General features: G+C 54.2%; 22 protein-coding genes and 1 pseudogene. 11 read left to right on the top strand and 12 right to left on the bottom strand.

Annotated features, from left to right (window positions below):
- Window positions 1-79 precede the first annotated feature (79 nt).
- A complete protein-coding gene (locus B0E42_RS28815; RefSeq protein ID WP_168188550.1) occupies window positions 80-466 on the top strand; it encodes an Imm41 family immunity protein in 387 nt (128 codons plus the stop codon).
- A gap of 931 nt (window positions 467-1,397) precedes the next feature.
- Here the strand turns inward: B0E42_RS28815 and B0E42_RS28805 are convergent.
- From B0E42_RS28805 to B0E42_RS28780, 5 genes and pseudogenes are all read right to left on the bottom strand, one after another.
- A complete protein-coding gene (locus B0E42_RS28805; protein WP_139353240.1) occupies window positions 1,398-2,840 on the bottom strand; it encodes a hypothetical protein in 1,443 nt (480 codons plus the stop codon).
- Window positions 2,828-4,444 carry a VPA1262 family N-terminal domain-containing protein gene (locus B0E42_RS28800; RefSeq protein WP_139353239.1) on the bottom strand — a complete coding sequence of 539 codons (1,617 nt, stop codon included), beginning with the start codon at window positions 4,442-4,444 and terminating at the stop codon, window positions 2,828-2,830. Before B0E42_RS28800 ends, B0E42_RS28805 begins: the two co-directional genes overlap by 13 nt.
- Before the next feature lie 593 nt (window positions 4,445-5,037).
- Window positions 5,038-7,533 (bottom strand): DEAD/DEAH box helicase, encoded by a 2,496-nt coding sequence (locus tag B0E42_RS28790; RefSeq protein WP_077508721.1) that lies wholly within the window; start codon window positions 7,531-7,533, stop codon window positions 5,038-5,040.
- Between the two features lie 495 nt (window positions 7,534-8,028).
- A pseudogene (locus tag B0E42_RS28785) lies at window positions 8,029-8,460 on the bottom strand (helix-turn-helix domain-containing protein); the annotation flags it as partial.
- A 131-nt stretch (window positions 8,461-8,591) separates the two neighbouring features.
- Window positions 8,592-9,383 (bottom strand): NAD(P)H-dependent oxidoreductase, encoded by a 792-nt coding sequence (locus tag B0E42_RS28780; protein WP_077508719.1) that lies wholly within the window; start codon window positions 9,381-9,383, stop codon window positions 8,592-8,594.
- A gap of 84 nt (window positions 9,384-9,467) precedes the next feature.
- Here B0E42_RS28780 and B0E42_RS28775 point away from each other — a divergent pair, with 84 nt between their 5' ends.
- The 3 genes from B0E42_RS28775 to B0E42_RS28765 all read left to right on the top strand — a co-directional run bounded on the left by B0E42_RS28775 (window position 9,468) and on the right by B0E42_RS28765 (window position 11,156).
- Window positions 9,468-10,385 carry a LysR family transcriptional regulator gene (locus B0E42_RS28775; RefSeq protein WP_077508717.1) on the top strand — a complete coding sequence of 306 codons (918 nt, stop codon included), beginning with the start codon at window positions 9,468-9,470 and terminating at the stop codon, window positions 10,383-10,385.
- Between the two features lie 85 nt (window positions 10,386-10,470).
- Window positions 10,471-10,725 (top strand): hypothetical protein, encoded by a 255-nt coding sequence (locus B0E42_RS28770; protein WP_077508715.1) that lies wholly within the window; start codon window positions 10,471-10,473, stop codon window positions 10,723-10,725.
- Between the two features lie 44 nt (window positions 10,726-10,769).
- Entirely contained in the window at window positions 10,770-11,156 is a 387-nt protein-coding gene (locus B0E42_RS28765) for a hypothetical protein (RefSeq protein WP_077508713.1), read from the top strand.
- Window positions 11,157-11,227: 71 nt separating this feature from the next.
- Here the strand turns inward: B0E42_RS28765 and B0E42_RS31350 are convergent, their stop codons facing one another.
- The 4 genes from B0E42_RS31350 to B0E42_RS28745 are packed head-to-tail and all read right to left on the bottom strand — an operon-like array spanning window position 11,228 to window position 12,821.
- Window positions 11,228-11,470: a hypothetical protein gene (locus B0E42_RS31350; protein ID WP_077508711.1), complete on the bottom strand. Its 243-nt coding sequence runs from the start codon at window positions 11,468-11,470 to the stop codon at window positions 11,228-11,230.
- A gap of 24 nt (window positions 11,471-11,494) precedes the next feature.
- Window positions 11,495-11,959: a MarR family winged helix-turn-helix transcriptional regulator gene (locus B0E42_RS28755; RefSeq protein WP_053180418.1), complete on the bottom strand. Its 465-nt coding sequence runs from the start codon at window positions 11,957-11,959 to the stop codon at window positions 11,495-11,497.
- Window positions 11,956-12,393 (bottom strand): EVE domain-containing protein, encoded by a 438-nt coding sequence (locus B0E42_RS28750; protein WP_053180420.1) that lies wholly within the window; start codon window positions 12,391-12,393, stop codon window positions 11,956-11,958. Before B0E42_RS28750 ends, B0E42_RS28755 begins: the two co-directional genes overlap by 4 nt.
- Window positions 12,390-12,821 carry an SRPBCC family protein gene (locus B0E42_RS28745; protein ID WP_077508709.1) on the bottom strand — a complete coding sequence of 144 codons (432 nt, stop codon included), beginning with the start codon at window positions 12,819-12,821 and terminating at the stop codon, window positions 12,390-12,392. Before B0E42_RS28745 ends, B0E42_RS28750 begins: the two co-directional genes overlap by 4 nt.
- Window positions 12,822-13,026: 205 nt before the next feature.
- Between B0E42_RS28745 and B0E42_RS28740 the strand changes: the two genes are divergently transcribed.
- Together B0E42_RS28740 and B0E42_RS28735 are read left to right on the top strand one after the other, a co-directional pair.
- The gene (locus B0E42_RS28740; protein ID WP_077508707.1) at window positions 13,027-13,422 is read left to right on the top strand and encodes a GFA family protein; all 396 of its coding nucleotides are present in this window, start codon (window positions 13,027-13,029) and stop codon (window positions 13,420-13,422) included.
- A 232-nt stretch (window positions 13,423-13,654) separates the two neighbouring features.
- Window positions 13,655-14,140, top strand: coding sequence for a GNAT family N-acetyltransferase (locus tag B0E42_RS28735; RefSeq protein ID WP_077508705.1), 486 nt, complete (start codon window positions 13,655-13,657; stop codon window positions 14,138-14,140).
- A gap of 259 nt (window positions 14,141-14,399) precedes the next feature.
- On the opposite strand, the gene B0E42_RS28730 is transcribed toward B0E42_RS28735, so the two are convergent.
- A complete protein-coding gene (locus tag B0E42_RS28730; protein ID WP_077508702.1) occupies window positions 14,400-14,984 on the bottom strand; it encodes a DUF805 domain-containing protein in 585 nt (194 codons plus the stop codon).
- A 294-nt stretch (window positions 14,985-15,278) separates the two neighbouring features.
- Here B0E42_RS28730 and B0E42_RS28725 point away from each other — a divergent pair, with 294 nt between their 5' ends.
- Both B0E42_RS28725 and B0E42_RS28720 read left to right on the top strand, forming a co-directional pair.
- Window positions 15,279-16,040 carry an SDR family NAD(P)-dependent oxidoreductase gene (locus B0E42_RS28725; RefSeq protein ID WP_077508700.1) on the top strand — a complete coding sequence of 254 codons (762 nt, stop codon included), beginning with the start codon at window positions 15,279-15,281 and terminating at the stop codon, window positions 16,038-16,040.
- An 85-nt stretch (window positions 16,041-16,125) separates the two neighbouring features.
- Window positions 16,126-16,821, top strand: coding sequence for an HAD family hydrolase (locus B0E42_RS28720; RefSeq protein ID WP_077508698.1), 696 nt, complete (start codon window positions 16,126-16,128; stop codon window positions 16,819-16,821).
- 14 nt (window positions 16,822-16,835) lie between these two features.
- Here the strand turns inward: B0E42_RS28720 and B0E42_RS28715 are convergent, their stop codons facing one another.
- Window positions 16,836-17,729 carry a LysR family transcriptional regulator gene (locus B0E42_RS28715; protein WP_018601169.1) on the bottom strand — a complete coding sequence of 298 codons (894 nt, stop codon included), beginning with the start codon at window positions 17,727-17,729 and terminating at the stop codon, window positions 16,836-16,838.
- Between the two features lie 94 nt (window positions 17,730-17,823).
- Between B0E42_RS28715 and B0E42_RS28710 the strand changes: the two genes are divergently transcribed.
- Window positions 17,824-18,990: an MFS transporter gene (locus tag B0E42_RS28710; RefSeq protein WP_077508696.1), complete on the top strand. Its 1,167-nt coding sequence runs from the start codon at window positions 17,824-17,826 to the stop codon at window positions 18,988-18,990.
- Window positions 18,991-19,140: 150 nt separating this feature from the next.
- Window positions 19,141-19,590 carry a GNAT family acetyltransferase gene (locus tag B0E42_RS28705; RefSeq protein WP_077508694.1) on the top strand — a complete coding sequence of 150 codons (450 nt, stop codon included), beginning with the start codon at window positions 19,141-19,143 and terminating at the stop codon, window positions 19,588-19,590.
- A gap of 103 nt (window positions 19,591-19,693) precedes the next feature.
- On the opposite strand, the gene B0E42_RS28700 is transcribed toward B0E42_RS28705, so the two are convergent.
- A complete protein-coding gene (locus B0E42_RS28700) occupies window positions 19,694-20,581 on the bottom strand; it encodes a LysR substrate-binding domain-containing protein (RefSeq protein ID WP_077508692.1) in 888 nt (295 codons plus the stop codon).
- Between the two features lie 107 nt (window positions 20,582-20,688).
- On the opposite strand from B0E42_RS28700, the gene B0E42_RS28695 reads away from it, so the two are divergent.
- Window positions 20,689-21,063: a tautomerase family protein gene (locus tag B0E42_RS28695; protein WP_053189250.1), complete on the top strand. Its 375-nt coding sequence runs from the start codon at window positions 20,689-20,691 to the stop codon at window positions 21,061-21,063.
- The last annotated feature ends 279 nt before the right edge of the window (window positions 21,064-21,342 follow it).

The following is a 21,342-nucleotide window of genomic DNA, read 5'->3' as shown; positions in this document are numbered from 1 at the left end:
CGGAAGTTGTGCTGTAGATTGTCCGAGAGCGGGCACCTCGGTACGCTGTCGACCTTATCCGATATGGAAAATGCTTAACATGGATCCGCATGCTGTGATCGCAAGAAATTTCGTTGGGGGCGAAGCATACGAAGACGCCTCGTTCATCGGACGATTACACGAAGCGGGACTCTGGGATCGTGAAGAATACTGGCTGCTGGAGTGGGCACTCTATCTAATCGCAACAGAGACAAGCTTCAGTCAGGCACTCTCACATAGGGTGTTCGAGATATTCAGCTACAGTTCTCTGCTATTCGGATGCCACTTTGATCGGAAGGATCGCTTCAAGATCCGAAACCTGAAAAGAAAGCAGATCTACGATTTCCGCGAGAGATTCCACATGGTGTTTGAGGGTTTCTTCGCTGGAAAAATGCCGACACCGGCTCGCTTTGACGAACCCAATCCGTGGCTCGTAGGTGGCACGTAATCTGACCGAACGGGGTTAATGATCCCTGATGTCAATCCACCGTTCCTCGGCCAGCCTTGCGCGTGCCGAGAATAAACATCTAGAGCCTTTCATAGACTACTTCAAACTCGACACCTAGTTCCTCTTGGATAACCGCAAGCAGAGCCTCGGCAGCGTCGTCAAATTCCGTATATTCGGCCGCATTCCAAGGACCTGGATCTGGTGGATACTCCCAGTTCAAGGCGGTGTCGTGCCAGCGTGTCATTACACTCAGCCTCTCGAGAGTAGTGGCGCTCAATGGCAGTTTCTCTTCGATTGATCCCACCGAGAATCTTGCTAAAGCGACCTGATTCCCGCACCACAATGCACCGCCGCCCCACTCTAACTCAACCGTATGCGAAACCGTTCAGCCATGTGCACTCCTGACATCCAGCGAGAAAAATCAGACCCTGGGTCATTATGGCTTTTTCGGCTCTTCGTTTGGGCTGAAAAGCAGCTTCGGGTCGAAAGCTGCCGGTCGTGGGTTACCGCTTTCGACCCATTGCAGCCGCTTGAGGCGTCTACGAACCAGAGGCGATCCATACGGCGTCGCGCACTGATCTGTCAGATCAGGGGCCGCGCTTGGTACTCTGTCTTTTCTCAACGCAGGTATATTCCGCATCGGCACAGACCCCTTTCTATGTTTCACATCGTTTAAAGAGGTAAGGCTAGCGGCAACCACCGGCCTTGGATAGTGCGGCTCGATTAACGCGACCGATCCGGTCTAATACACGACGGACTACATGTATTTCAGGAACCGCTCACGGAGGACCAAAGATAGACATCTTGCCATATCAAAATCATAGGCTGTCCCTTCCGCGAGGGGCGGCACGCTAAAATCTTAAACGTGCCAGTCATAAACATGCGTCATTATCATTCCCCTGTTCAAGAGCGCCTATTCTATAGTGCAGGACTAGCGCCACTTTAGAGCAAGGTAACTTTTATCCCCCCACAGTAAAGCCTTATTTTCATCACCGGTCCAGTCCGATACAGAGCCAACATCACGGGCGCCCTGATAGACAATTAACTTGGAATGCAACATAAACCACGTAGTCTTACAGCTGAGCACCGACTCAAACCATTTTAAATGCAAGCTCCAGATCTCTTTTTCAAGTTTATCAATTACCTCTAAGAGTCGAGATATTTCAAAACACTCCTTTGCGTAGACAATCAAAGCAAAATCAATATTTGAAAAATTTACCTGGAACAGATATTTACCCTCTTGCTTGGTTTCGAAGCACCACTCCAACCATTTTTCGTGCAATATTGAAAAAGCTAGTTCACGAGACTCGCTTGAAGCTTGCTCGTAAAACGCTTTTAGAAACGCAGTGAGCTGTTTCCTTTCATCAGCAGCTTTTCTTGCGTTGCATGATTTTATGACCACACTCGAAAAGAACACTTTTAATGCAGCCGTATCACTGCTTGCGAGAAAGCTCGAAATTGCTCCTGATAATTCGCTCCATCTATCCGTAGTTGCATTCATCATTTTTACAGCCATAAGCCATTCATGAGGATTTTGGCTTACCACATTTAAAAAACCAACTAAGTCGGAAGACTCGACTTTGTCAGAGTCAGAACATCCTCTCGTAAGCAAAGAGCTTAGCGTTGCAAATCGAAAAAGCGTATTATCTGTCTCAGAAGCCGTACGAAGCGCCCGAGCTTTAGACATCAACATTTGCTGATGAAGGACGACTAGAATTTGTTTATGACTCGAAGCTGCCTTCTGAAGACCCAAGGGTGAAAACTTTTCTAAAAACTCTGTCGCAGACTTTTGAAAAAGGGTAGGAGCGGGAAAATCCAAACTATGTAGAGCTTCATCCATACCTAGCCAATCCCCAGCGTCCTCGGCTAATTTTAATTCCGGGCATTGCATCATCGTGGTTTCATAATCAGAAATCTGTACGCCTGCAAGCAGGCTGACAAGATTGCTGACAATTTCCTCACTAGCCGAGAAATCATCTGAAAGTAACTTCCATAGACTTTTTCGAGGTGTATAAGCTTGGAAGAAAACACTTATTAAAAGCAGCGCCGTAAAAGAGATATCTTTATCATCATTTTTCTTTGCCCATTCAGCCAATTGCCGCTTGAACCAGGCAAATAGAGAAACCCACTCCACGAACTCGTTCTCTGTAGGCTTCACGCCGCGTCTTAAATAGTTGTAAATAGATGGGAACTCATTAAAAAAAGAATTGCTGGCACGATTTAGCGCGACCTCATCACCAAATAAACTTTTAAATGCGCCCTCTCCTAGTTCATTCAGGGTGTGCAGCAGACGGACCGGAGGTTTCTCAATACTACCTTCCCCCACCAAAGATGCGGCCCTAGAAACTTCTTCACTAGATATCAAATCTTGCATATCAATTGCTCCGCCCTGTCCAAGCTGGCCCACAACTCTAAAAAAGCATCCATGATTAGCTGGCCGTCATCCACCCGCTGCAATATATGATGCTGCTTGCCGACACTGTTTATAGATGTGCCTAACGACCAGGCCAATGCACCACGGCCAGTTCGTGGAAATATTAAAAACCGATCATGAAACTTCCATCCAGAGGAATTAACTCTTGCTCTAAACTCAAACTTCAATCCGAAATTATTACAATTTGCACTTGCTAAAATTTTTTTCTGTTTCTCTACAAAAGGATCCGGCACATGCGGTGTGCATGCGCAAGCCGGCTTCTCTTTTGCCGATGAAATAGCCCTTAAATCTGCATAAGAATATTTACTGTAAAATAGTGTCTCAAAAACATCATACATATCCAGAAATGGATCCCAAAGCCACACCGCCTCTTGGCCGTGTTTGTTGATCAACCAGCGGATATCTTCGAGAGCTTTCTGTCGTTCAGACTCCTCCCGCCCTGGTATCGGCTTGTACTGTAGAAATCGGCGTTGTTCTTTAAGCCTCTGGATTTCCTCAGTATACATCCGATTTGAAGTCCACTCATCATTAGGGTCAACACCGTTGCCAACCCTACTTGAATGAAGTGCTACTATGGGTATGTCACAAGCGAAGCTATCAGCACCAACCGTGTACTGGTAAGATCGTCTATTATGCTCATTCAATTGTATTTGAAGGTCTATATTCTCTACTTGACTGAAGGCTCCAGTACTAGCCATCAAAACGTTGTTTAACTCATCCCATATATATCCATAGTATTCTCCAGGCCCATCAGTTGTTGGAGTCACTACAGGCTCAGAGCTAATAATCTGAGAATGATATGCAGCTTCCAGGTTGTCATGCTTTCGATTCAGGACTAATCGAAGCGGCCTTGCCTCAACATCCTGAGCCCAAGCCAAATCAAGCTTCATAACTTCTCTATTTGCCGATCCGCGAAACTCCGCGACCATAGCCGTGATTGGAAGCTGAACTAGAATATTCCCTATACGATCCGACACCTTCGCTAAGTTAATTGGCCACACCAACGACAATGCAGCTGAAAGCTCTTGAATGCTGCGGGGGTGAGTGAAGAGTTCCGCCAAATGATCTTTAGTAGCGTCGGCCCACTCAAAAAAGTAGGAGCCATTCCAAAAATTATTCTTTAGAAGGTTATTTATTACGACCTTATGCATTGAGTCCGAAGGCGCAAGCTCTGCGGGTTTTTCTTTGAGATTTCCAATTGCAAGACTCTGTCCAGATGCCTTCCAGCGACCTTCAGACTGCATACTTAATAGATCTGCAAGAAGGCCCGGAACTGTCTTTCTGTATCTCTTAACTCCAAATGACCAACCCTTTAAGCTTGATACCTTGATAAGGTTTTCTGTCAAATATGATGAAGTTTCATCACAACCAACCTCATCATCTTCTGCCACTATTATGGTAAGGATATTTGTTGGCGCAACGGTCTTGCTGAATCCAAACACTTCCGTAACCTCAAAAGACCTATAGACTCCCAGCACTCCAGGCTCAAGCATTTTGGTCAAGTTTGGTACTGTAAGATTAGACAATGCTCGTAAGTGATCCATCAAAAAACTCTCCTTCACAGAAAATCCGAACCCGCACTGCATTGCAAGCCAGCCCCTGACTCAATATAAAAACTTAGCTCTCCAGGCGCCCCATTGAGTTCCTCTCCCCATTGCTTCTCTACAAGACCGGGGTAAACAATTAATTTTTCTAACCTATTCAATTTCTTAATAAGCCGGTCACCAAATACAAGAACTGGAACCTCGATCGGCAGCTATCGACCGATTCTGTTGAAAAAGTCGGCTTGTCCAAAGCGCTCGAATATTGATGGATGAAAACACCTCTTTTGCACGCTGCTACGTGAAACCCGACTCATCAACCTTCTGCGCAAAACTCAGATTTCAATCTTAGGCGCGTACTTTTCTGCCGTGGAATTCGAGGCCGACTTTTTCAACAGAATCGACCCAAAGCAGCCGCTCGCGTCGGGCACTCGAAAAGAGGTTGGGATGAGCTCGCTTGGCCGCGAGAGGCCACTCGTAAGAAACGTCCTTAGACACCATGAACGCCCGTGCCGAGCGAGCCGCCAACAGAACATGAACGGCACCATAAGAGCAGCACACGCTTCCATCGCTACCGATGGATACGCGGAATGAAGTCACCCTATCGGTATGGTGTGCTGAGACAAGAATTGATCAGGAGAGATTTTGAACTCCGACATAATTGCCGCGACGTTTAGCGGGGTAACAAAAAGACTGCCCTGCTCTGAAAGCCTCATACATGCGTGCTGAAGACCTTGGGCAAGGGCCTTACAGCCAGACTCAAGCAATACTCGAGTGTTGGCCGGATAGTGAGCGTCTCGGTCCGCTTGTGAAACTTTCGCCACGGTGATCGGCGTTATTCGATCAGCGAAAACCGGATAGCATTCTTTCGCCCACTGAACGCTGTCGTGTAGCTGGCCGCTATCCCCCTTGTGCAGCGTTTTCTGATTTTCGTTTTTCACCTCAATTACGAACAGATGATTCCCCCAAAACCAGATCACATCCGGACCGATCGAAAAATCGATCTCGGGGCGTGTAGCGTCTGCGCCCAAGGCAAACCCAAGTTCCATTACCGACTTTTCAACCGCACGAAACTTTTGGCTGAAATCAAGGGAACCGCTAATCTTCGATGCCTCAATCACCGCGGCATTTAGCGTTGAGAAAGCTTTGATCCAATAGCAGAACCGTTCAGCAGCAGAAACTGCTTCAACAGAAACTGGCTTTCTCGGTGCGGAGGGCGGTAATGCGGTTGACTTACAATACTGCCGAGCAGCCTGTTGAATCTTCATAGATTCTGCAGGGTCTATGGCATAAGCAATTCGGGCCACCCGCTGGAGGTACAAGCCAAGCTCTTCTCCCTCCACTCCCGAGTTATTCAGTGCCGTTCTGAGGTTAGGAATCGCCTCCATTGCCCTGTTTGAGGAAGCGAGTCGGTATGCCTCCCGCTCTGCACTGGCTAGCTGAATCCGTTTTTCCGATGGTTCAGGCACTACCTTAGTTCCTGTGCGAATTCGCGAGTTATAGAAGCTCTTCCATCCTGGATCGCGTCCGAGACATTGTTGGATTACTTGGGTAAACGCCGATTTTGCATCCCCACCAGCGCTTTTCATCAGTTCCGCCAACTCGACAGAGAGATCGATCTGGGCTCGGGTTTCCTGGGTTACTGCGGCTAAGACCTCTGACCGACCGATGTAGGTCGCCATATCTTGACCCACCAATAAAACCAGCGCGTAATCAGCGTGAGATCGCACTGCGCGGCCCATACCCTGCTCAATGCGATATACGGTTTTGTTGCGTACGCCGCCCGGACTGAAGATGAGCTGCGCATCATTCTTGTCGATAAGGCTTTCGCCGTACGGAACGCTATCGATCACCAAAATCCGGCAGGCATCATCTGCCAAATCGACACCGTCATAGCGTTGAGCGAACACCGCAAATTTGAGGCTTGAGCTGGGATCCTTAAGTCTTTTGACCGCAGTGGTTACTTGATCACCAGCAAAGAACTGGGCGCCGGACTTTTCCCACTCTCTACCGCTGACCTCACTTGAAGTGAGCACAACGACGTTGTGCTTGGAGGACAGCGATTGGCATAGCGTCATCAGGTAATCCCTGTCCATCTCGGGACTGATCAAGGCGGGCGCTAAGATCATCCGCTCCCCTAAACCCTGATCTGAAGGGGGGCAAATCGCTGTAAGAGCTGCCGAGGGCATTGCGCCGAGCTCTCTTACCAGCAGAGAGTCGTCTGCTAATGTCGCAGACATGAAGAGACGATGTGATGCGTTGGCAAAAGCGCGCATTTGATCGACGGGAAGAATTTCAGGTGAAATCTCCGCATGGGAACCTGAAAGTACGCATCGGCAAAACGGGAGCAAGTTTTCGAGAAACGGCCAAACAAATCGAAACCTGTCTTCTGAGGCATAGCTATGTAGCGCTGGCCGGATTTCATCGCACAGTTCCGACCATATCCAATGAGGAACCTCGAACAAGGCTTGTGGGTCTGCAGCCTCAATATCTGACCATTTGGTGGAATGGTATGACTTGCACTGGGACTTAAGTATTTCTTTCAGAACAACGAAGGGCTCGCCATGAAGTTGGAGGGTGAGCTGCTTTCTGACGATCTCGGATCCCGCATGGGCGTCATCTAAAACAATGGCTTCGGGTACAAGGTTAACGTCTTGACGTTGAAAAGTACTTTTGGCGTTGAACAGTTTTTCATAGGTACAGACGAGTACCGCATCCCCCCTCACACATGCGGGGTGAGGAAAGGGCTCTCCGGAGGGATAATGATGAGCATCGATGCCAAGCTTTGAGGCCTCACTAAGCACTTGTTCAACGAGCTGAAGTGTCGGACACAAGTAAACCCCAGGGCGGCGGGTCTTTCGCATGTGCCCGAGCAGATAAAGCAGCCCCACACCAGTTTTACCTGCACCCGTACTGATTTTAAGGACAAGATCTTTTTCTGAGTGCCTGGCGTTGAGCGACAGCATTGCCTCTTTCTGAGTAGTGCGTGGCTCGGTGTGAGTGCTTTTGACGTCTAGAGAAGCATACAGCTTCAGGAGATCAAAATCGGGAGACTCTTTTGCTTTCCCAGCCAAACTAGCGAAGTCGATCATTGTCAGTCCTTTGAACCATTATCTATGGCAGGCAGCGTTCACCGACGGTGGACGTCATAGAGTTCTAACCTAGTCATATGTTGGAGACTTTTCAAGGACCGCGTATTGTCTAAGGCTTTCTGTTACGAGAGCATTGGGCGGGCGCTTTTGGGATTTCGGTCTCTGACATCATCGTTTACATGAATCCCGGTGGCGCCCACTACGGCCTCAGAGTGAGCAGGTGTTCGCTTGGTCAGCTTGCGCATCACTGGGGCATCTGATGGCTGGGCCTGATCATCCAATAGGCCGATGGCATAGATACCCGGAGATGATCCTTCGAACGCGGCGGGTTGCGGCGGTCATCGAAAAGATCACGACGCGCTAATGGATGCGGCATTAATAACGCGGTGCCGCACACTCGAGTGACTGCTTTTGGCCGATTGCTGCCTCTCACGAAGGGCTGTAATCGGCCAAAGCCACCGACCAAGGAAATCGCCTATCCCCCCCATCAACCCACTAGCCTCTAACCACCGTCATATTGCCAAGTATTCTCCCGGCATCCTGCCCGGGCGGAAGTCCAAACACCCGCGCATAATCCCGGCTGAATTGCGTCGCGCTCTCGTAGCCCACTTCAAAGGCAGCCGCCATGACGCTTTTGGCATTCGCCATCAGGGTTCTGGCCTGAAGCAGGCGACCCCCCTTCTGGTACTGCCAGGGGCTCAGATTGGTGACAGCCTTGAAGCGACGATGGAATCCCGAGACGCTCATTGAAGCGCATAGCGCCAATCCCTCAACACCAATGGGCTCGGCGAAGTCGCGGCGTATTCATTGGATTGCCAGGTTGATTCGCGCCATCGCGGTATCCGGCGCGGCGATGTCTCGCAACATCCAGCCATGGAGGCCTCGGAGTACGCGGAAGATAATCTCTCGCTCATAGACGGGGCCCAGGGTCTTCGGAGAAGGGTTCGCCCTGAGCATAACCGGGACCATCATTACTGACCTCCAAGAATGATCAATCCTGAGGCGCACAACCCGACCACCAGCCCCCTTGGGCTCAAGCCTCCACTGCACGTTTCACCTCAAACGCCCTCACCGTCACTGATATGAATACCAAGATCGTAACGACCAGATGCAAGATGCGATTTAAGCGTCAACGCCGGGATTTCGTAATCGCCGTGGTTCTGGCGACGAAATGGCAAGGGTTGATCACTGAAGAGCGTATTCAAGCGAGCGGCATAAGCCGTGCAAATGGATTGGAACCGGGCGGCGTCCATCTTGCTGGTCTTGTAGATTGGGAAGGCCGGCATGACCGTGAAGCCAGGATAGAAAAGCACCCCATGCTGGATAGGAAATAGCAGGTCATCCAACGCGCCGTTCACCCCTCGGCCACTGTAGTGGGATTCCCAACCGCCCATCGTGACCACCAACATGGCGCGCTTGCCTGTCATGCTGCCTTCGCCGTAGCGATCGCCCCAGTGGCTTTCGCTATGTTCGCCGACCCCATAGGCAAACCCGTAAGCGTAGACGCGTTCGATCCAGCCCTTGAGAATCGCGGGCATCGAGAACCACCACAGCGGAAATTGAAAGATGACGGCATCGGCCCAGCGCAATTTGGCCTGCTCTGCCTGGATGTCCGCCGGTTGGCTGTCAGCGGCAAATACACGCTGGGATTCAAGCGCCGGGTTGAAAGGCGTTTCTGCGTCATAACCTGGAGCGTCGTCCGGATCGAGGGATGCTTTCCAGCGCATGCCGTAGAGATCTGAGACTTCGACCTCGTGGCCTGCTGTTTCCAGGTGAGTGATCGCAAAATCCTTGAGCGCGCCATTGAGCGAACGCGGTTCGGGGTGGGCGTAGATCAGTAGTATTTTCATGAGGGCTCCGCGTTGAATGTGTCCCTCAGCGTAAGCATGTATCCGCTATGATAGAAATGAATTCCCGAAACACATGGTATTTGCATGCACAATAGCTTGCGCCGTCTGGATCTTAATTTGCTGGTCACATTGGATGCCTTACTGGCCGAGCAGAATGTGACGCGGGCAGCGCGCTTGCTCAATCTCGCGCAACCGACCGTCAGCCTGCAACTGGGCAGGCTGAGAGAGCTTCTTGATGATCCGCTTTTGCTGCCTGGCCCCCGAGGGATGTCGCCCACCGAGCGAGCTCGCGAATTACAGGGGCCCCTGCGTGACGCGTTGGCCGCGCTGGAAAGCGCACTGAGTCCTGTTGCCGCTTTTGAACCCGGAAGGTCCCATCAAACGTGGAAGATCGCTGCCAGTGATTATGCGACGACTGCCTTGATCTGGCCGTCGCTCTCGCGGCTCAGGCACCTGGCCCCGTACACGCGGTTGGCGCTTATGAATAAACCGACTGTCGACTTTGCCAAGGATCTGGAAAACGGCCTTATCGATCTGGCGCTGCACACCCGCGATGAAGCGCCGCCCAAGTTGCGTCAACGCTCCTTGATTCACGAACGCTATGTGCTGGCGGCGCGGTGCGGCCATCCCGCGCTGGCAACCAAGCTGTCGCTCAAAGCGTTCTGCGCGCTTGAACATGCCGTCATGTCACCTGATGGCGCCGGCTTCGTTGGCAGTACCGACCACGCGCTGGCAGCTGAAGGTCTGGAACGGCGAGTGGTATTGTCCGTGTCCAATTTCAACTCGCTGGTCTCAGCATTGGTGCACAGCGATTTGGTTGCGGTGGTGCCGCAAAGGCTGGTGAAACATGAGCCTGCGCTTCACGTCCAGGCACCTCCGCTCGCCATTCCCGGGTTTGAAATGCTGATGTTATGGCCCGAGCGACTGCATCGCGATCCTGCCCATATGTGGCTGCGCGAACTTATTGCTTCGACGTTGGAAACAACCGGCACGCAGAAATAAATGGACCGGACCATGAAACGATGACGACGAACCCCCTGCCCCGTGTCCCATTAATAATGTCCAATTCACTCCAAGGAAGAAGCTAATGTCCTCCGATCCCCTATGCCTGGTTTTCGTACCCGCCCTTGCAGCTGTACTCACAGCAGCCGAGTCCAAAAAAGGCGCCCCACTCACCGAACTCGAAGTCTGCAACATCCGAGACCAAGCCACCTGCATTGCAGTAACCTTTGCCACCGCGCTGGCGATGGAACAAGAACGGGGCTATGCGGATATCGTTGCCGAGGATTGCTGGAATGAGTGGCAACGGTTATGCCTCTCGATTCAACCAAGCCCACGTTGAGGGGCTGACACCTCAGCCATTGAACACCCCGCCTGGAGCCTTTTATGCCTTCCACCTCACGTGACAACGTCCGTATTGAGCGTCGGCTCATCGCCACCTTGACCGAAGCCTGTGAAACCGCCAAAACTGAAATCCCGGGCTTCGCCTGGCTGACCCACACGGTCGACTATCGCGCCTTTCCCCAAAGCCTGCGCGTGATCTGGATTTTCGACAGCCGCGCCAGCCAGGAACACGCCCTATCAACGGGGGCCGACAACCGCATGCGTGAGCTGACCGCCGCCGCCCTGAACGACGCCGGCGTACACGTCCCCCATATGGCCCGCTGCGTCAGTTTCGACTCCGAAGAAGAATGCCGCCTCCGGCATGGTGGCGACTGGCGCCTGCGCCTGGCCAAGGTACACACGACCAACGCGCCGGGGAGCCATCGATGACTCACTGCTGCGGGCTCATTCTCGACGGCACTCGAGAAGACATCCGGCCAGGTCATCTTGCGAACTGGAAGTCAGCTACGCCCGGAGTAACGGGTTGCTTTCGGCCAAAAACGGCCTGTCATTACAGCGAAGACTGTGTTTCCAATTTTGCCAAGCGCACCCGCAGCCTCGCTGAGAGTGTGCCGTCGCATTGCGTCGGCCAACTGCGCGCCATCCAAAGAATGATCCAGATGAGCATCGATGTAGTTGAGCATGCGGTTCATGCGCCGCGTGTACTCGGCGCGCGATGCCTGGGCGCAAGGTTTGGTGGTCATAGTGCCTGGAATCCAAAGCCGTCTTTATTCTGTCAATGATTTCTTATCGAGCAGTTTTTGGAAAAGAAAGACGAGGCTGGATTGCTGCTCACCCAGAGCTGCAAAGAATTTGCGATCGACTTCCTCCACTACGACGATTGCCTTGTGTGCGATATCACGCCCCGCTTCGGAGACTGAAATAATCTTGGCCCGCGTGTCGGTAGGATGGACATCTCTTACAAACAGCCCGTTTGCAAGAAGCGCCCTGACCACCTGAGAGGTGGTCATCGGGTCGCTGCCAGTCAGTTGCGAAAGGCGCGCCTGGGTAAGCGGCTCTTGTGAACCGAACCAGGTGGTGACTGCAAGCATGACAAACTGAGTATGGGTCAGGCCCAACGGCTGCAAAGCGGCGCGCTGCTCGCGCTGCCAGGTGTTGGAGATGCGCCAGAGCAAAAAGCCTGGACTATCTGACGGTCCGCTATGGCTGGTTGGCAGCGGTTTCGACTTCATCGGTTACGCCTCAGTTCAGCCAGATCGACATCCATTGCGCTGGCAATCAAGCGAATATCTTTTTCGGTCAGTGGAATCAAACCGCGTCTAAGCACTATGCCCCAGTTTGGCGGGGAACACAGGTCCAGATCTCCACGCAATTTTTCCAGGGGTACTTCTTGTGCCACGGCATATCGAACCCGACGACGAAACGGCACGAACCCCTCGCCCATATCGAATTCGAACACCTCATCGTCCTGGATTTCCCCCAAGGCTGTGAAGGCTTTCAGCGGCGCACCGTGCATCTCTACAGTCGGGGAGTAATAAACGAAAATATCGCCCTTCTTCATCTTGCGTAGAGGCTGGGCCTTGCCGTGACAGACCTGCGCAAAGCCGCCCTCCACACCTCGCCAGACATGTGAGCGCGACACAACACCCAGCCACGCCTGGCTCATACGCTCACCGTACTTTCTGCGCGGGCCACCAGTGCACGCAGGACTTCAGGAAAGTCGGAAGACACTTGCGCGCAGATATCCTCGGCACCCTCTCCCGCGACATCAATCGAATAGGCGATTGAGTGGTTGCCATTCGGGAGCGCAATGATTTCGTGCCTGACGCGAACGGTTACATCGCCAAACACGGTTTCATCCGTAAACCCAATCGGCGCATTGACCTCGACCAGTTGCGACTTGATAACCTGCTGGTCAGGCAACACCATCGTCATCCACACACCCTCGATGAACGGGCCGTCAAGCACGCATGAATAGACACCTGAGTTCCAGTCCTTCCATAGGTGAACGGCTTCAAAAAAAGCCCAGACTGTTGCCGCAGGTGCGCTGGTTTCGTGGCTGCATGAAGCACTGGCGTGTATGTGATTGGACATGTCGATTCCTTTTCGTAAGTGGACTTATCATAAGTGCACATACAAAAATCGTCAACCGGATAACACGCATGAAGAAGCGCGCTCGCGGGCGCTATCCGCCCCAAAGCTGCCCTTCGTCCATCTGAGATACCTGAAGTTTTGGTAAGGCACTCTTCCAAGAGGAACTGTATTTATGTACAGTCCTTATTTCGCTTGAGAGAAAACCATGCTTAAAGGTAGTTGCTGCTGCGGAGCAGTGAAGTTCTTGGTGTCGAGTCCTCCAACAATGATGGGAACATGTCACTGCTCTCGTTGCAGAAAAGTCGGAGCAAGTACCTTCGTCTTCGTAAAGCGCTCATCGTTCGAGCTGATTTCCGGCTCGGATTCCATCACCACCTACAAGCCTGAAGCACCTTATAAGTACAACCGTTGCTTCTGTTCGCACTGCGGAACAGCATTGGGCGAGGTGACGTCAACCGCCGAGTCGTTTCCCGTCGCTGCGAATTGCATCGATGACGCATTGACCATCACCAATCTCTTCCATGAGTTCGTCAAGGAAAAGCCAAGCTGGTACGACATCTGCGACAGCGCCAAGCAGTTTCCGGAACATCCACACCAATAAGACGGTGCGCGCACCCGACCAAGGCTTGAACGTGCTTGCCAGCTTCAGTGGCTGCGCTTATGTGCCGCGCGACTTGTTAGATGAAGGACTCTGATTGTTGTCCTTGGGAGTGCCACGGGCAGCTTTTGGCCGGTTTCTGCCGTTTGGTGACAGGCAGAAACCGGCCAAAAGCGGACGATGTCTCCCCCCTTTTTTCTGATCACATAAGGCAGGCTTACAGCCAACACGACCGATGATTGTTTCCATTAGAAATTTCTTTCCAGAAGACAAGCCGCTGGTCGATCAGGTAGTGCGTGATGCCTGGATAGAGCTGGCCACCGCCATGCCGGGGTGGAATGAGCTCGCTCCGCGACTCGGGGCGCTTACCGCCAATGCTGCTCTCAGCGAAGTACTTGTCGCAGAACTGGACGGCGAAATAGTCGGCGCGGCCGGCTACGTCGGTCCAAACCAGCCCAAGCCCGACTTTTTTGCGCCCGAATGGCCGATAGTACGGTTGATGTCAGTTGTGCCGAAAGCACGGGGCCATGGCGTTGGCCAGGCTCTACTCGACGAATGCATCAACCGCGCGAAGCGCGATAGCACGACGTTAATCGCGTTACATACAACCCCGATAATGGAAGCTGCGCAGCACTTATACCAGCGAGCCGGCTTCGGGGTGGTACGTAATCTGCCAGACATGTTTGGCGTGCCTTATGTGCTGATGACCCGACTGTTTTAACCTGTTGGAATAGTCACGAAGTAGGTAAAAACGGCACGCTGCAAGGTCCGCAAGAGTCGATTGCAGCCCTTCGCGACAGGCAGAAATCGGCCAGGAGCGGACGTTTAGAGCAGAGAAATAAATCTGTTCTCTTTTCCCAATGGACATCACCGCAGCGTACGCAGGGCTATCGCGTGGTGCGCGCAGCGCTCTCTACAAAGGCACCTGAGCACTTGGCGCCGCGCAATGAGGCGAAGCATGGACTTCGCGTACGCTAACGTTATGCCTGAGCCAATGCATTAAAGAACCACTCGTAGAGTGCCTGTGGGTGGTATTGGGGAAAATACGCAACTAGCACGGTTAAAGTTACAAGCGTCAGCACCACCAACAGCGCGGTAAGTAGCTTTACCAACGTCGAGAGAGGTGGATTGGGCGGGCCGTATTTATTAATCGCTTTACGCCCCGGAAGCATCATGAGCGGAAGCGTTATCACAAAGCCGATAACAGGGAATACGGAGAGCATTCCCCATATCGGACTCCAGCCTAGATCACGTGCCCTGCGTACCAGTAGAGACACGTTGAGCAGGATGGCAGGAACGACAACGGTGACACCGACTATCAGCAAAACCACCAGTTGATGGCGCAACCCCACCATAAAGAACAACAGCAAAATGCACGGAAGAACCAGCACCAAGGGCACATGAATCAGCCAGAAGCGCGCCAGAGAAATACGCCCGGAAAAATCAAGAATCTTGGGTTTTGAAAACGTGACAACCTCGTCGTCAATCAGTTGGGCGTCGCCCGGTTGGTATGGGTTTTCGATTTCGCTGCTGATGCTGCCGAAAACGGGTTCTATCCTTGCCATTTAGTGCTATTCCCTTGTGTTTGATGGTGCTATTCACGTCACAACGTTTACGCCTCATATCTAATCGAAGGCCGGCATCAAACTCAAGAGAAGACGCTATCGTGTAAGGAGGCTGTGTGCACCACAGCATGTGTGGGTCTGTCGCATGGTGCGCGCAGTACACCTTATGAAGTGTTTTGCCGCTAGTAAGAAGGCGGGTCATGTCCCTACTCTGAACGACGGCTTCTGGCCCAAAGCCACCAGTCACGAACGGCACCGTGATGGCTTTCCTAGCAACCCATTCGAGATATCCATATGAAACCCGATCCAACGATCAATAACGTATTACGCGTCGCGTTGGTGACAGGATCCACTTCCGGTATCGGCGCAGCCATTGCACGTGTACTAAGCCGGGCAGGCTATGCCGTGGTGCTCCATTCGCGAAATTCTGCAGATACAGGACGCGCTATGGCTGCCGAAATGAAGCAGGCTATTTACGTGCAAGCTGATCTTGCTTTCGAAGCTGACAGGGTCAGGCTTATTAACGAGGCGATCGCCGCGTGGGGGCAGCTCGACGTATTGGTCAATAACGCCGGCATTAGCAGAGTCATTCCGCACAGCGACCTTGCCTCGGCCAACTCGACGGTGTGGCACGAACTTAACGAGGTTAATGTCGTTGCGCCGTTCCACCTGGTCGCATTGGCCGAGTCGGCATTGCGCGATGCCGCCCGTTACCGTCGAGCAGGTTGCGTCGTAAACATCAGTTCGCATGCCGGCATCCGTCCTAAGGGCGCATCGATTCCCTATGCGGTAAGCAAAGCTGCGCTTAATCACATGACCCGCTTGCTCGCGGTATCGCTGGGGCCAGAAATTCGCGTAAACGCTGTGGCGCCTGGCTTGGTCGACACGCCTCTGACCGCAGAGTGGACAGGTGCCCAAGAGTTGTGGCGAACTCGCGCACCTATGCGCAGGGCCGCAAGCCCAGACGACATCGCAAAAGCTGTTGTCATGCTGGTCGAGTCGGACTACTTGACCGGCGAGATACTCCTCTCAGACGGCGGGTTGAATCTGACCTAGGCTAGCGTGCTCCGGTGTAGCAGGTGAGAAGACGGGGCACTCTGTAATCAAGTTAGCCAATGCATCATGGTCGCTGGGAGGGAACTTGGCACCGAAAGCTATTCTGTTCGATCTGGACAACACACTCACCCATCGCGCGCTCAGCATTGACCGCTACGCTGAGCGGTTTCTGCATGAGTTCAAGATTGAAATCGCTGAGGCAGACACCCGTCAGATCTCTCATCTGATCGCGCGCATCGACAACGGTGGATATCTGCGACCGGAATCGGAATATTCTTCCATCCGTGAGGCGGTTGGGTACACGTTAGCCCAGGAGCTGAAGTGGACTGGGCCAATCGATCCCAAGCGATTAATTGCACACTGGATGGATCACTTCCCGAGCGCCGCGGTTGAAATGCCAGGCGCTAGCGCGATGGTTCAAGCGCTGCATCGCAAGGGTATTGCCATGGGCGTCATCTCCAACGGCGCCGAGCATTCGCGACAGCAGACTTTGGCGGCACTACCTTTCGGCGAAACCATTGAAACGATGATTTGCTCTGAGGCGTGCGGCATTGCGAAACCGACGCCCGGGATATTCCATCTGGGAGCGCAGGCGCTGGGCGTTCGTCCTGAGCATTGCTGGTTTGTCGGTGATCACCCACAGAACGATTACCTGGGTGCTACAGCCGCCGGAATGATTGCCGTCTGGTTGAGTGGATTCCATCCGTGGCCAGCGAGCATAACGCCAGCGGAGCGGTCCATTAAAACATTGGAAGGACTCCTGGACATGCTTGCAACCTAGCAGCGGTCCACCGCTTACATCCGGTGATGCTCCAGCAAAAAATCCACGAACAACCGCACCCGCGCCGGCATTGCCGAGCCCCCTACGAACACCGCATGGATTGGCTCCCGATCACCAGGGTTCCACTCTTCCAGCAGCCGTACCAGATCGCCGCGCTTTAGGTCCTCGCTCACGGTGAACTCGCCGATACGCGCAATACCGGCACCGACTCGCGCAAATTGTGCCAGCGCTTCACCGCTGCTGCATTCGATGTTGCCGCTGACCTTCAGGGAAAACTCTCGTCCGTCGCGGATGAACGGCCAGTTGGGTTCGGCACGTCGGAAGTTGAAGCGTAGGCAGTTGTGCCGGAGCAGGTCTTCCGGTTCCTGGGGGGTGCCGTGGCGCTGCAGATAGTTGGGCGATGCCACCACTACCTGGCCGGTGTCGCCGATCCTGCGCGCGGTCAGCGGGCTGTCGGGCAGATGGCCAAAGCGTACCGCCACGTCGGCCTGGCCGCCGAGAATGTCGACCACTTCGTCGCCGAGGGTGAGGTCGACGACGATGTTCGGGTAGCGGGCGCTGAAGGCTGCCACCAAGGGAACGATGGCCAGCCGCCCATGGCCAAGGGCGGCGCTGACCCGCAAGCGGCCCCTGGGTACGCCCTGGTCGGCGATGGCTTCTTCGACTTCGGCCATGTCGGCCAGGATACGCCGGGCGCCGCGCAGGAACGCCTCGCCCTCGGCGGTGAAGGTGATCGCTCGGGTGGTGCGCAGCAGCAGGCGGGTGCCAAGGCGTTGTTCGGTACGCGCGATGATCCGACTGACCGCCGAGGGTGTCAGCCCCAATGCACGTGCGGCGGCTGAAAGGCTGCCTTCCTGCGCCACGGTGGCGAACACGCTCATTTCACCTGATCTGCCGTTGAAGTCCATTTGTGCCTCTTACGCAAAGGTGATTGCCAAAAATGCTATCTACCGCCTGAAAAAGTTGGATCGTAGCATTTGCGGCATAGATAAGGAGCCTTCCATGCGTATCAATCCACCACTTGTTGCACTCGCCATTGGTGCCTTTGGCATCGGCGTTACCGAGTTCGCCCCCATGGGCATGTTGCCGGGCATCGCTGCGGATCTCGGCGTTTCCATTCCCGCTGCGGGTCTGTTGGTCAGCGCTTACGCCCTGGGCGTGCTGCTTGGCGCGCCGCTGATGACCCTGACCACCGGCAGGATTCCCCGGCGCTATCTGCTGATCGGGCTCATGGCGATTTTCACCCTGGGTAATCTGATGTCAGCCTTGGCGACCGATTACTACAGCCTCATGGTCGCCAGGGTGGTGACCTCACTGAACCACGGTGCGTTCTTTGGCGTTGGCTCGATCGTCGCCGCCAGCGTGGTCGCCCCAGAGAAGCGTGCCGGGGCGGTCGCGGCCATGTTCATGGGCCTGACCCTGGCGACCATCGGCGGCGTGCCACTGGCCGCCTGGTTTGGCGAACTGTTCGGCTGGCGCACCGCTTTCTGGGGCATTACCGGCCTCGGCGTGGTGGCCATGGCCGCGTTGTGGTTCGCCCTGCCCAACCTGCCGGCGCCGAAAAGCGCCGGTGTGCTGGCTGAAATTCGGGTACTGGGCCGTGGTCCGGTGCTAGGGGCGTTGGCCCTGACCGTCGTCGGCTCGGGTGCCATGTTTACCGTCTTCACCTACATCGCGCCGATCCTCAGCAGCGAGACCCACGCGTCCACCGCCTACATCACGGCCATGCTGGTGCTGTTCGGTGTGGGGTTGACGCTGGGCAACATGTGGGGCGGCAAGGCCGCCGACCGCTCGATAGATCGCACCCTGATCGTTTCGCTGAGCGTGCTGATTCTTGTCTTGCTGGCGTTCACCGTACTGATGCGTTGGCCACTGCCGGCCGCCGTTACCATCCTGATATGGGGTATCGCCAGCTTCGCCCTGGTGCCGCCGCTGCAGATGCGCGTCATGGAAGCGGCCAAGGACGCGCCCAACCTGGCCTCGGCGGTGAACATCGGCGCCTTCAACCTCGGCAACGCGATTGGTGCGGCGCTCGGGGGTGCGGTGATCAATGCGGGGTTGGGGTATCCGGCAATTTCCCTGGCCGGGGCGGCAATGGCGGGGTTGGGGCTGCTGATGGTGTTGGCTTTTGCCTGGCGTTCCAGAGCGATTGCGGCTGCGGTGGTGTGAGGATGATGTGAAGGGGGCTGTTAGTCGCCATTGAGGCGCTCAAGCCCTGCTTTGAAGTCCGCGTCGTTACGAGAATCCGCCAAAAAAAGACAATGGACACCCCCCCCGACGGGGAGATAGCGTCAGCCCTTTCAATTCGGGAACTGCGCCATGGATGCCATCGCCAACTATTCAAACGAACACCATCGGCTTTCCGTCATGCAACTATGGGCAACCGTATTCGGTTACGAAACCGCCCATAACACCCCCAACCTGGCTATCGACAAGAAGCTGGCCGTATCCGATGGCCTCTTTTTTGTTGCTCTGGCTGGAGAGGAAGTTGTCGGCACCGTTCTAGCCGGGTACGACGGCCATCGGGGATGGCTGTACTCGGTGGCGGTGCATCCTGCACATCGTAGAAAAGGCTTAGGGGCAAACCTGGTCCGTCATGCTGAGGGCGCGTTGACTGCCCGAGGGTGCATGAAAATCAACCTGCAAATTGTCAGCGCAAATGAGAACGTCAAAACGTTCTATGAATCGCTGGGCTACTCGGTCGAGCCACGCATCAGCATGGGGAAGAAAATCGAATCGAATATCATGATGCCTGGCGGACAGTCCTGAGGGAGTCTCCGCCAGGGGTTCAGAGTGCATTCCCGCTATACCCCACTTCGCGTCGAACACTACCTTTGACCTGTGTATCAGGCCCTCAATCTGACACCTCCAACTACTGCGCAACCGCAAAATCGAACGTGTGCTCTTGCAGGCTCGTTTTGATCAACGCGGCCAGTTGCTGGATGGCGGGCGTCGGGTCTTCTCCACTGCGGTGAAGCACATAGCCAAGGCTTGGTACGGCCGGCAAGCCGGAAACGACGGCGAGATGACTCGGCAGCCCAATGCGAGTTCGCAGCGTCAAGCCCAAGCCGGCGGCGACGGCCGCCCAGATACTCGCGACGCTGGGGCTGGTCAGGGCGATTCGCCAGGGAATTTGCGCGGCATCCAGTGCCTGTGTGGCAGCGCTACGCAATACGCAAGGCGCGTCGAACATGATCAATGGCAGCGGTGAGTCAGCAAGGCGGGTCAGTGACGGCATGTCACGGGCCCCGATCCAGTGCATCTGTGTTTCGCCCAGCCGCGTGGCATAGGGCGACGTATGCCCTGTGTCCCATGTCAGGGCCAAGTCCAGACCAGCACTTTCGACCAACGCAAGCAGTTCGGCGTTGCGCGCGATCCTGACCTCGAGAATCACCATCGGGTAAGTCTGGACGAAGCGTCGAAGGATCTCGCTCAGTAAATGTTCCCCAAAGTCTTCTTGAAGCCCGAGGCGAATTGTCCCCGCGGCTTGGCTTTCATGCAGGGCCTGGAAAATGCCGTCGTTCAGTTCCAGTAACCGACGGGCATGACTGAGCAGTGATTCACCTACGGGCGTCAAGACTAACCCCCGACCGGATTTGGCCAGTACCGGAGTACCGATCTGCTCCTCAAGTTTCTTCAATTGAGCGCTCACGGCAGAAGTCGATCGACCGAGACGATCCGCCGCTTTGGCAAAGCTGTTGAACTCCACGCCGGTGACGAAAGTACGCAATACATCAAGATCGAAGGTCGGACGGCGCATTGAATAGTCCACTAATCTGGGATGATCCCCCCTATTAAATCTGATATTCGGAACCATCGCGACTTGATAGTTTTCCCCCTGTCGCTTTAGCCATGGGGGTAACTGTTATGCCGTTTTCACGTATCTCACTGCACCGGGGGAAGTCGGCCGAGTATCTACAAGCATTGTCCCAAGGGCTGCACGATGCCTTGGTTGATAGCTTCGAGGTGCCGAAGACCGATCGCTTCCAGGTCATCCACCAACATGAAGTGGGCGAGTTGATATTTGATCCCGACTACCTGGGTGGACCGCGTAGCCATGACTTTGTGCTGATCACGATTACCGCTGGCCGCCCTCGAAGCGTCGAGACGAAACAGCGTTTCTACCGCGACCTGGTCGAGAAATTGGGGCGGGCGCCAGGTCTCAACGCGGAGGATGTCATGGTGGTGATCACCACTACGGCCAGCGATGAATGGTCGTTCGGTGGTGGCCGGGGCAACTAGCCTTCAGGTTTGTGCTGGGTACGACGGCCATCGTGGACGGCTGTACGGTGGCGGTGCACCCTGCGCATCGCCTCCTCCAACCGCAACAAACTTTATCACTCAGATGAATCCCGTGATACTTAATGCGAATCACTCTCACAAGCATTAGTATCTAAGGACTGTTCATGTCGACTTGTGCCACCCCACCGCGTCACTTCAACCCTGCCAGCAATCTTCTGGCCATGGCTATCTGCATGATCTCCATGGCCCCCGCCTACGCCGACGACAACAGCCCCACCC

The organism is Pseudomonas sp. A25(2017) (genome assembly GCF_002001065.1).
In the GTDB taxonomy this organism is placed as follows: Bacteria; Pseudomonadota; Gammaproteobacteria; order Pseudomonadales; family Pseudomonadaceae; genus Aquipseudomonas; species Aquipseudomonas kilonensis.
The sequence above is the reverse complement of the archived record's forward strand: the minus strand, read 5'-3'. Positions and strand labels throughout refer to the sequence as shown.

Bases quoted from the DNA above. Each gene is read 5' to 3' on its own strand.
- B0E42_RS28745 (WP_077508709.1), bottom strand. From the start codon at position 12,821: ATGTCCAATCACATACACGCCAGTGCTTCATGCAGCCACGAAACCAGC.
- B0E42_RS28775 (WP_077508717.1), top strand. From the start codon at position 9,468: ATGCACAATAGCTTGCGCCGTCTGGATCTTAATTTGCTGGTCACATTG.
- B0E42_RS28750 (WP_053180420.1), bottom strand. From the start codon at position 12,393: ATGAGCCAGGCGTGGCTGGGTGTTGTGTCGCGCTCACATGTCTGGCGA.
- B0E42_RS28705 (WP_077508694.1), top strand. From the start codon at position 19,141: ATGGATGCCATCGCCAACTATTCAAACGAACACCATCGGCTTTCCGTC.
- B0E42_RS28770 (WP_077508715.1), top strand. From the start codon at position 10,471: ATGTCCTCCGATCCCCTATGCCTGGTTTTCGTACCCGCCCTTGCAGCT.
- B0E42_RS28695 (WP_053189250.1), top strand. From the start codon at position 20,689: ATGCCGTTTTCACGTATCTCACTGCACCGGGGGAAGTCGGCCGAGTAT.
- B0E42_RS28815 (WP_168188550.1), top strand. From the start codon at position 80: ATGGATCCGCATGCTGTGATCGCAAGAAATTTCGTTGGGGGCGAAGCA.
- B0E42_RS28700 (WP_077508692.1), bottom strand. From the start codon at position 20,581: ATGCGCCGTCCGACCTTCGATCTTGATGTATTGCGTACTTTCGTCACC.
- B0E42_RS28725 (WP_077508700.1), top strand. From the start codon at position 15,279: ATGAAACCCGATCCAACGATCAATAACGTATTACGCGTCGCGTTGGTG.
- B0E42_RS28805 (WP_139353240.1), bottom strand. From the start codon at position 2,840: ATGCAAGATTTGATATCTAGTGAAGAAGTTTCTAGGGCCGCATCTTTG.
- B0E42_RS28800 (WP_139353239.1), bottom strand. From the start codon at position 4,444: ATGGATCACTTACGAGCATTGTCTAATCTTACAGTACCAAACTTGACC.
- B0E42_RS28780 (WP_077508719.1), bottom strand. From the start codon at position 9,383: ATGAAAATACTACTGATCTACGCCCACCCCGAACCGCGTTCGCTCAAT.
- B0E42_RS31350 (WP_077508711.1), bottom strand. From the start codon at position 11,470: ATGACCACCAAACCTTGCGCCCAGGCATCGCGCGCCGAGTACACGCGG.
- B0E42_RS28765 (WP_077508713.1), top strand. From the start codon at position 10,770: ATGCCTTCCACCTCACGTGACAACGTCCGTATTGAGCGTCGGCTCATC.
- B0E42_RS28790 (WP_077508721.1), bottom strand. From the start codon at position 7,533: ATGATCGACTTCGCTAGTTTGGCTGGGAAAGCAAAAGAGTCTCCCGAT.
- B0E42_RS28740 (WP_077508707.1), top strand. From the start codon at position 13,027: ATGCTTAAAGGTAGTTGCTGCTGCGGAGCAGTGAAGTTCTTGGTGTCG.
- B0E42_RS28715 (WP_018601169.1), bottom strand. From the start codon at position 17,729: ATGGACTTCAACGGCAGATCAGGTGAAATGAGCGTGTTCGCCACCGTG.
- B0E42_RS28710 (WP_077508696.1), top strand. From the start codon at position 17,824: ATGCGTATCAATCCACCACTTGTTGCACTCGCCATTGGTGCCTTTGGC.
- B0E42_RS28735 (WP_077508705.1), top strand. From the start codon at position 13,655: ATGATTGTTTCCATTAGAAATTTCTTTCCAGAAGACAAGCCGCTGGTC.
- B0E42_RS28755 (WP_053180418.1), bottom strand. From the start codon at position 11,959: ATGAAGTCGAAACCGCTGCCAACCAGCCATAGCGGACCGTCAGATAGT.
- B0E42_RS28730 (WP_077508702.1), bottom strand. From the start codon at position 14,984: ATGGCAAGGATAGAACCCGTTTTCGGCAGCATCAGCAGCGAAATCGAA.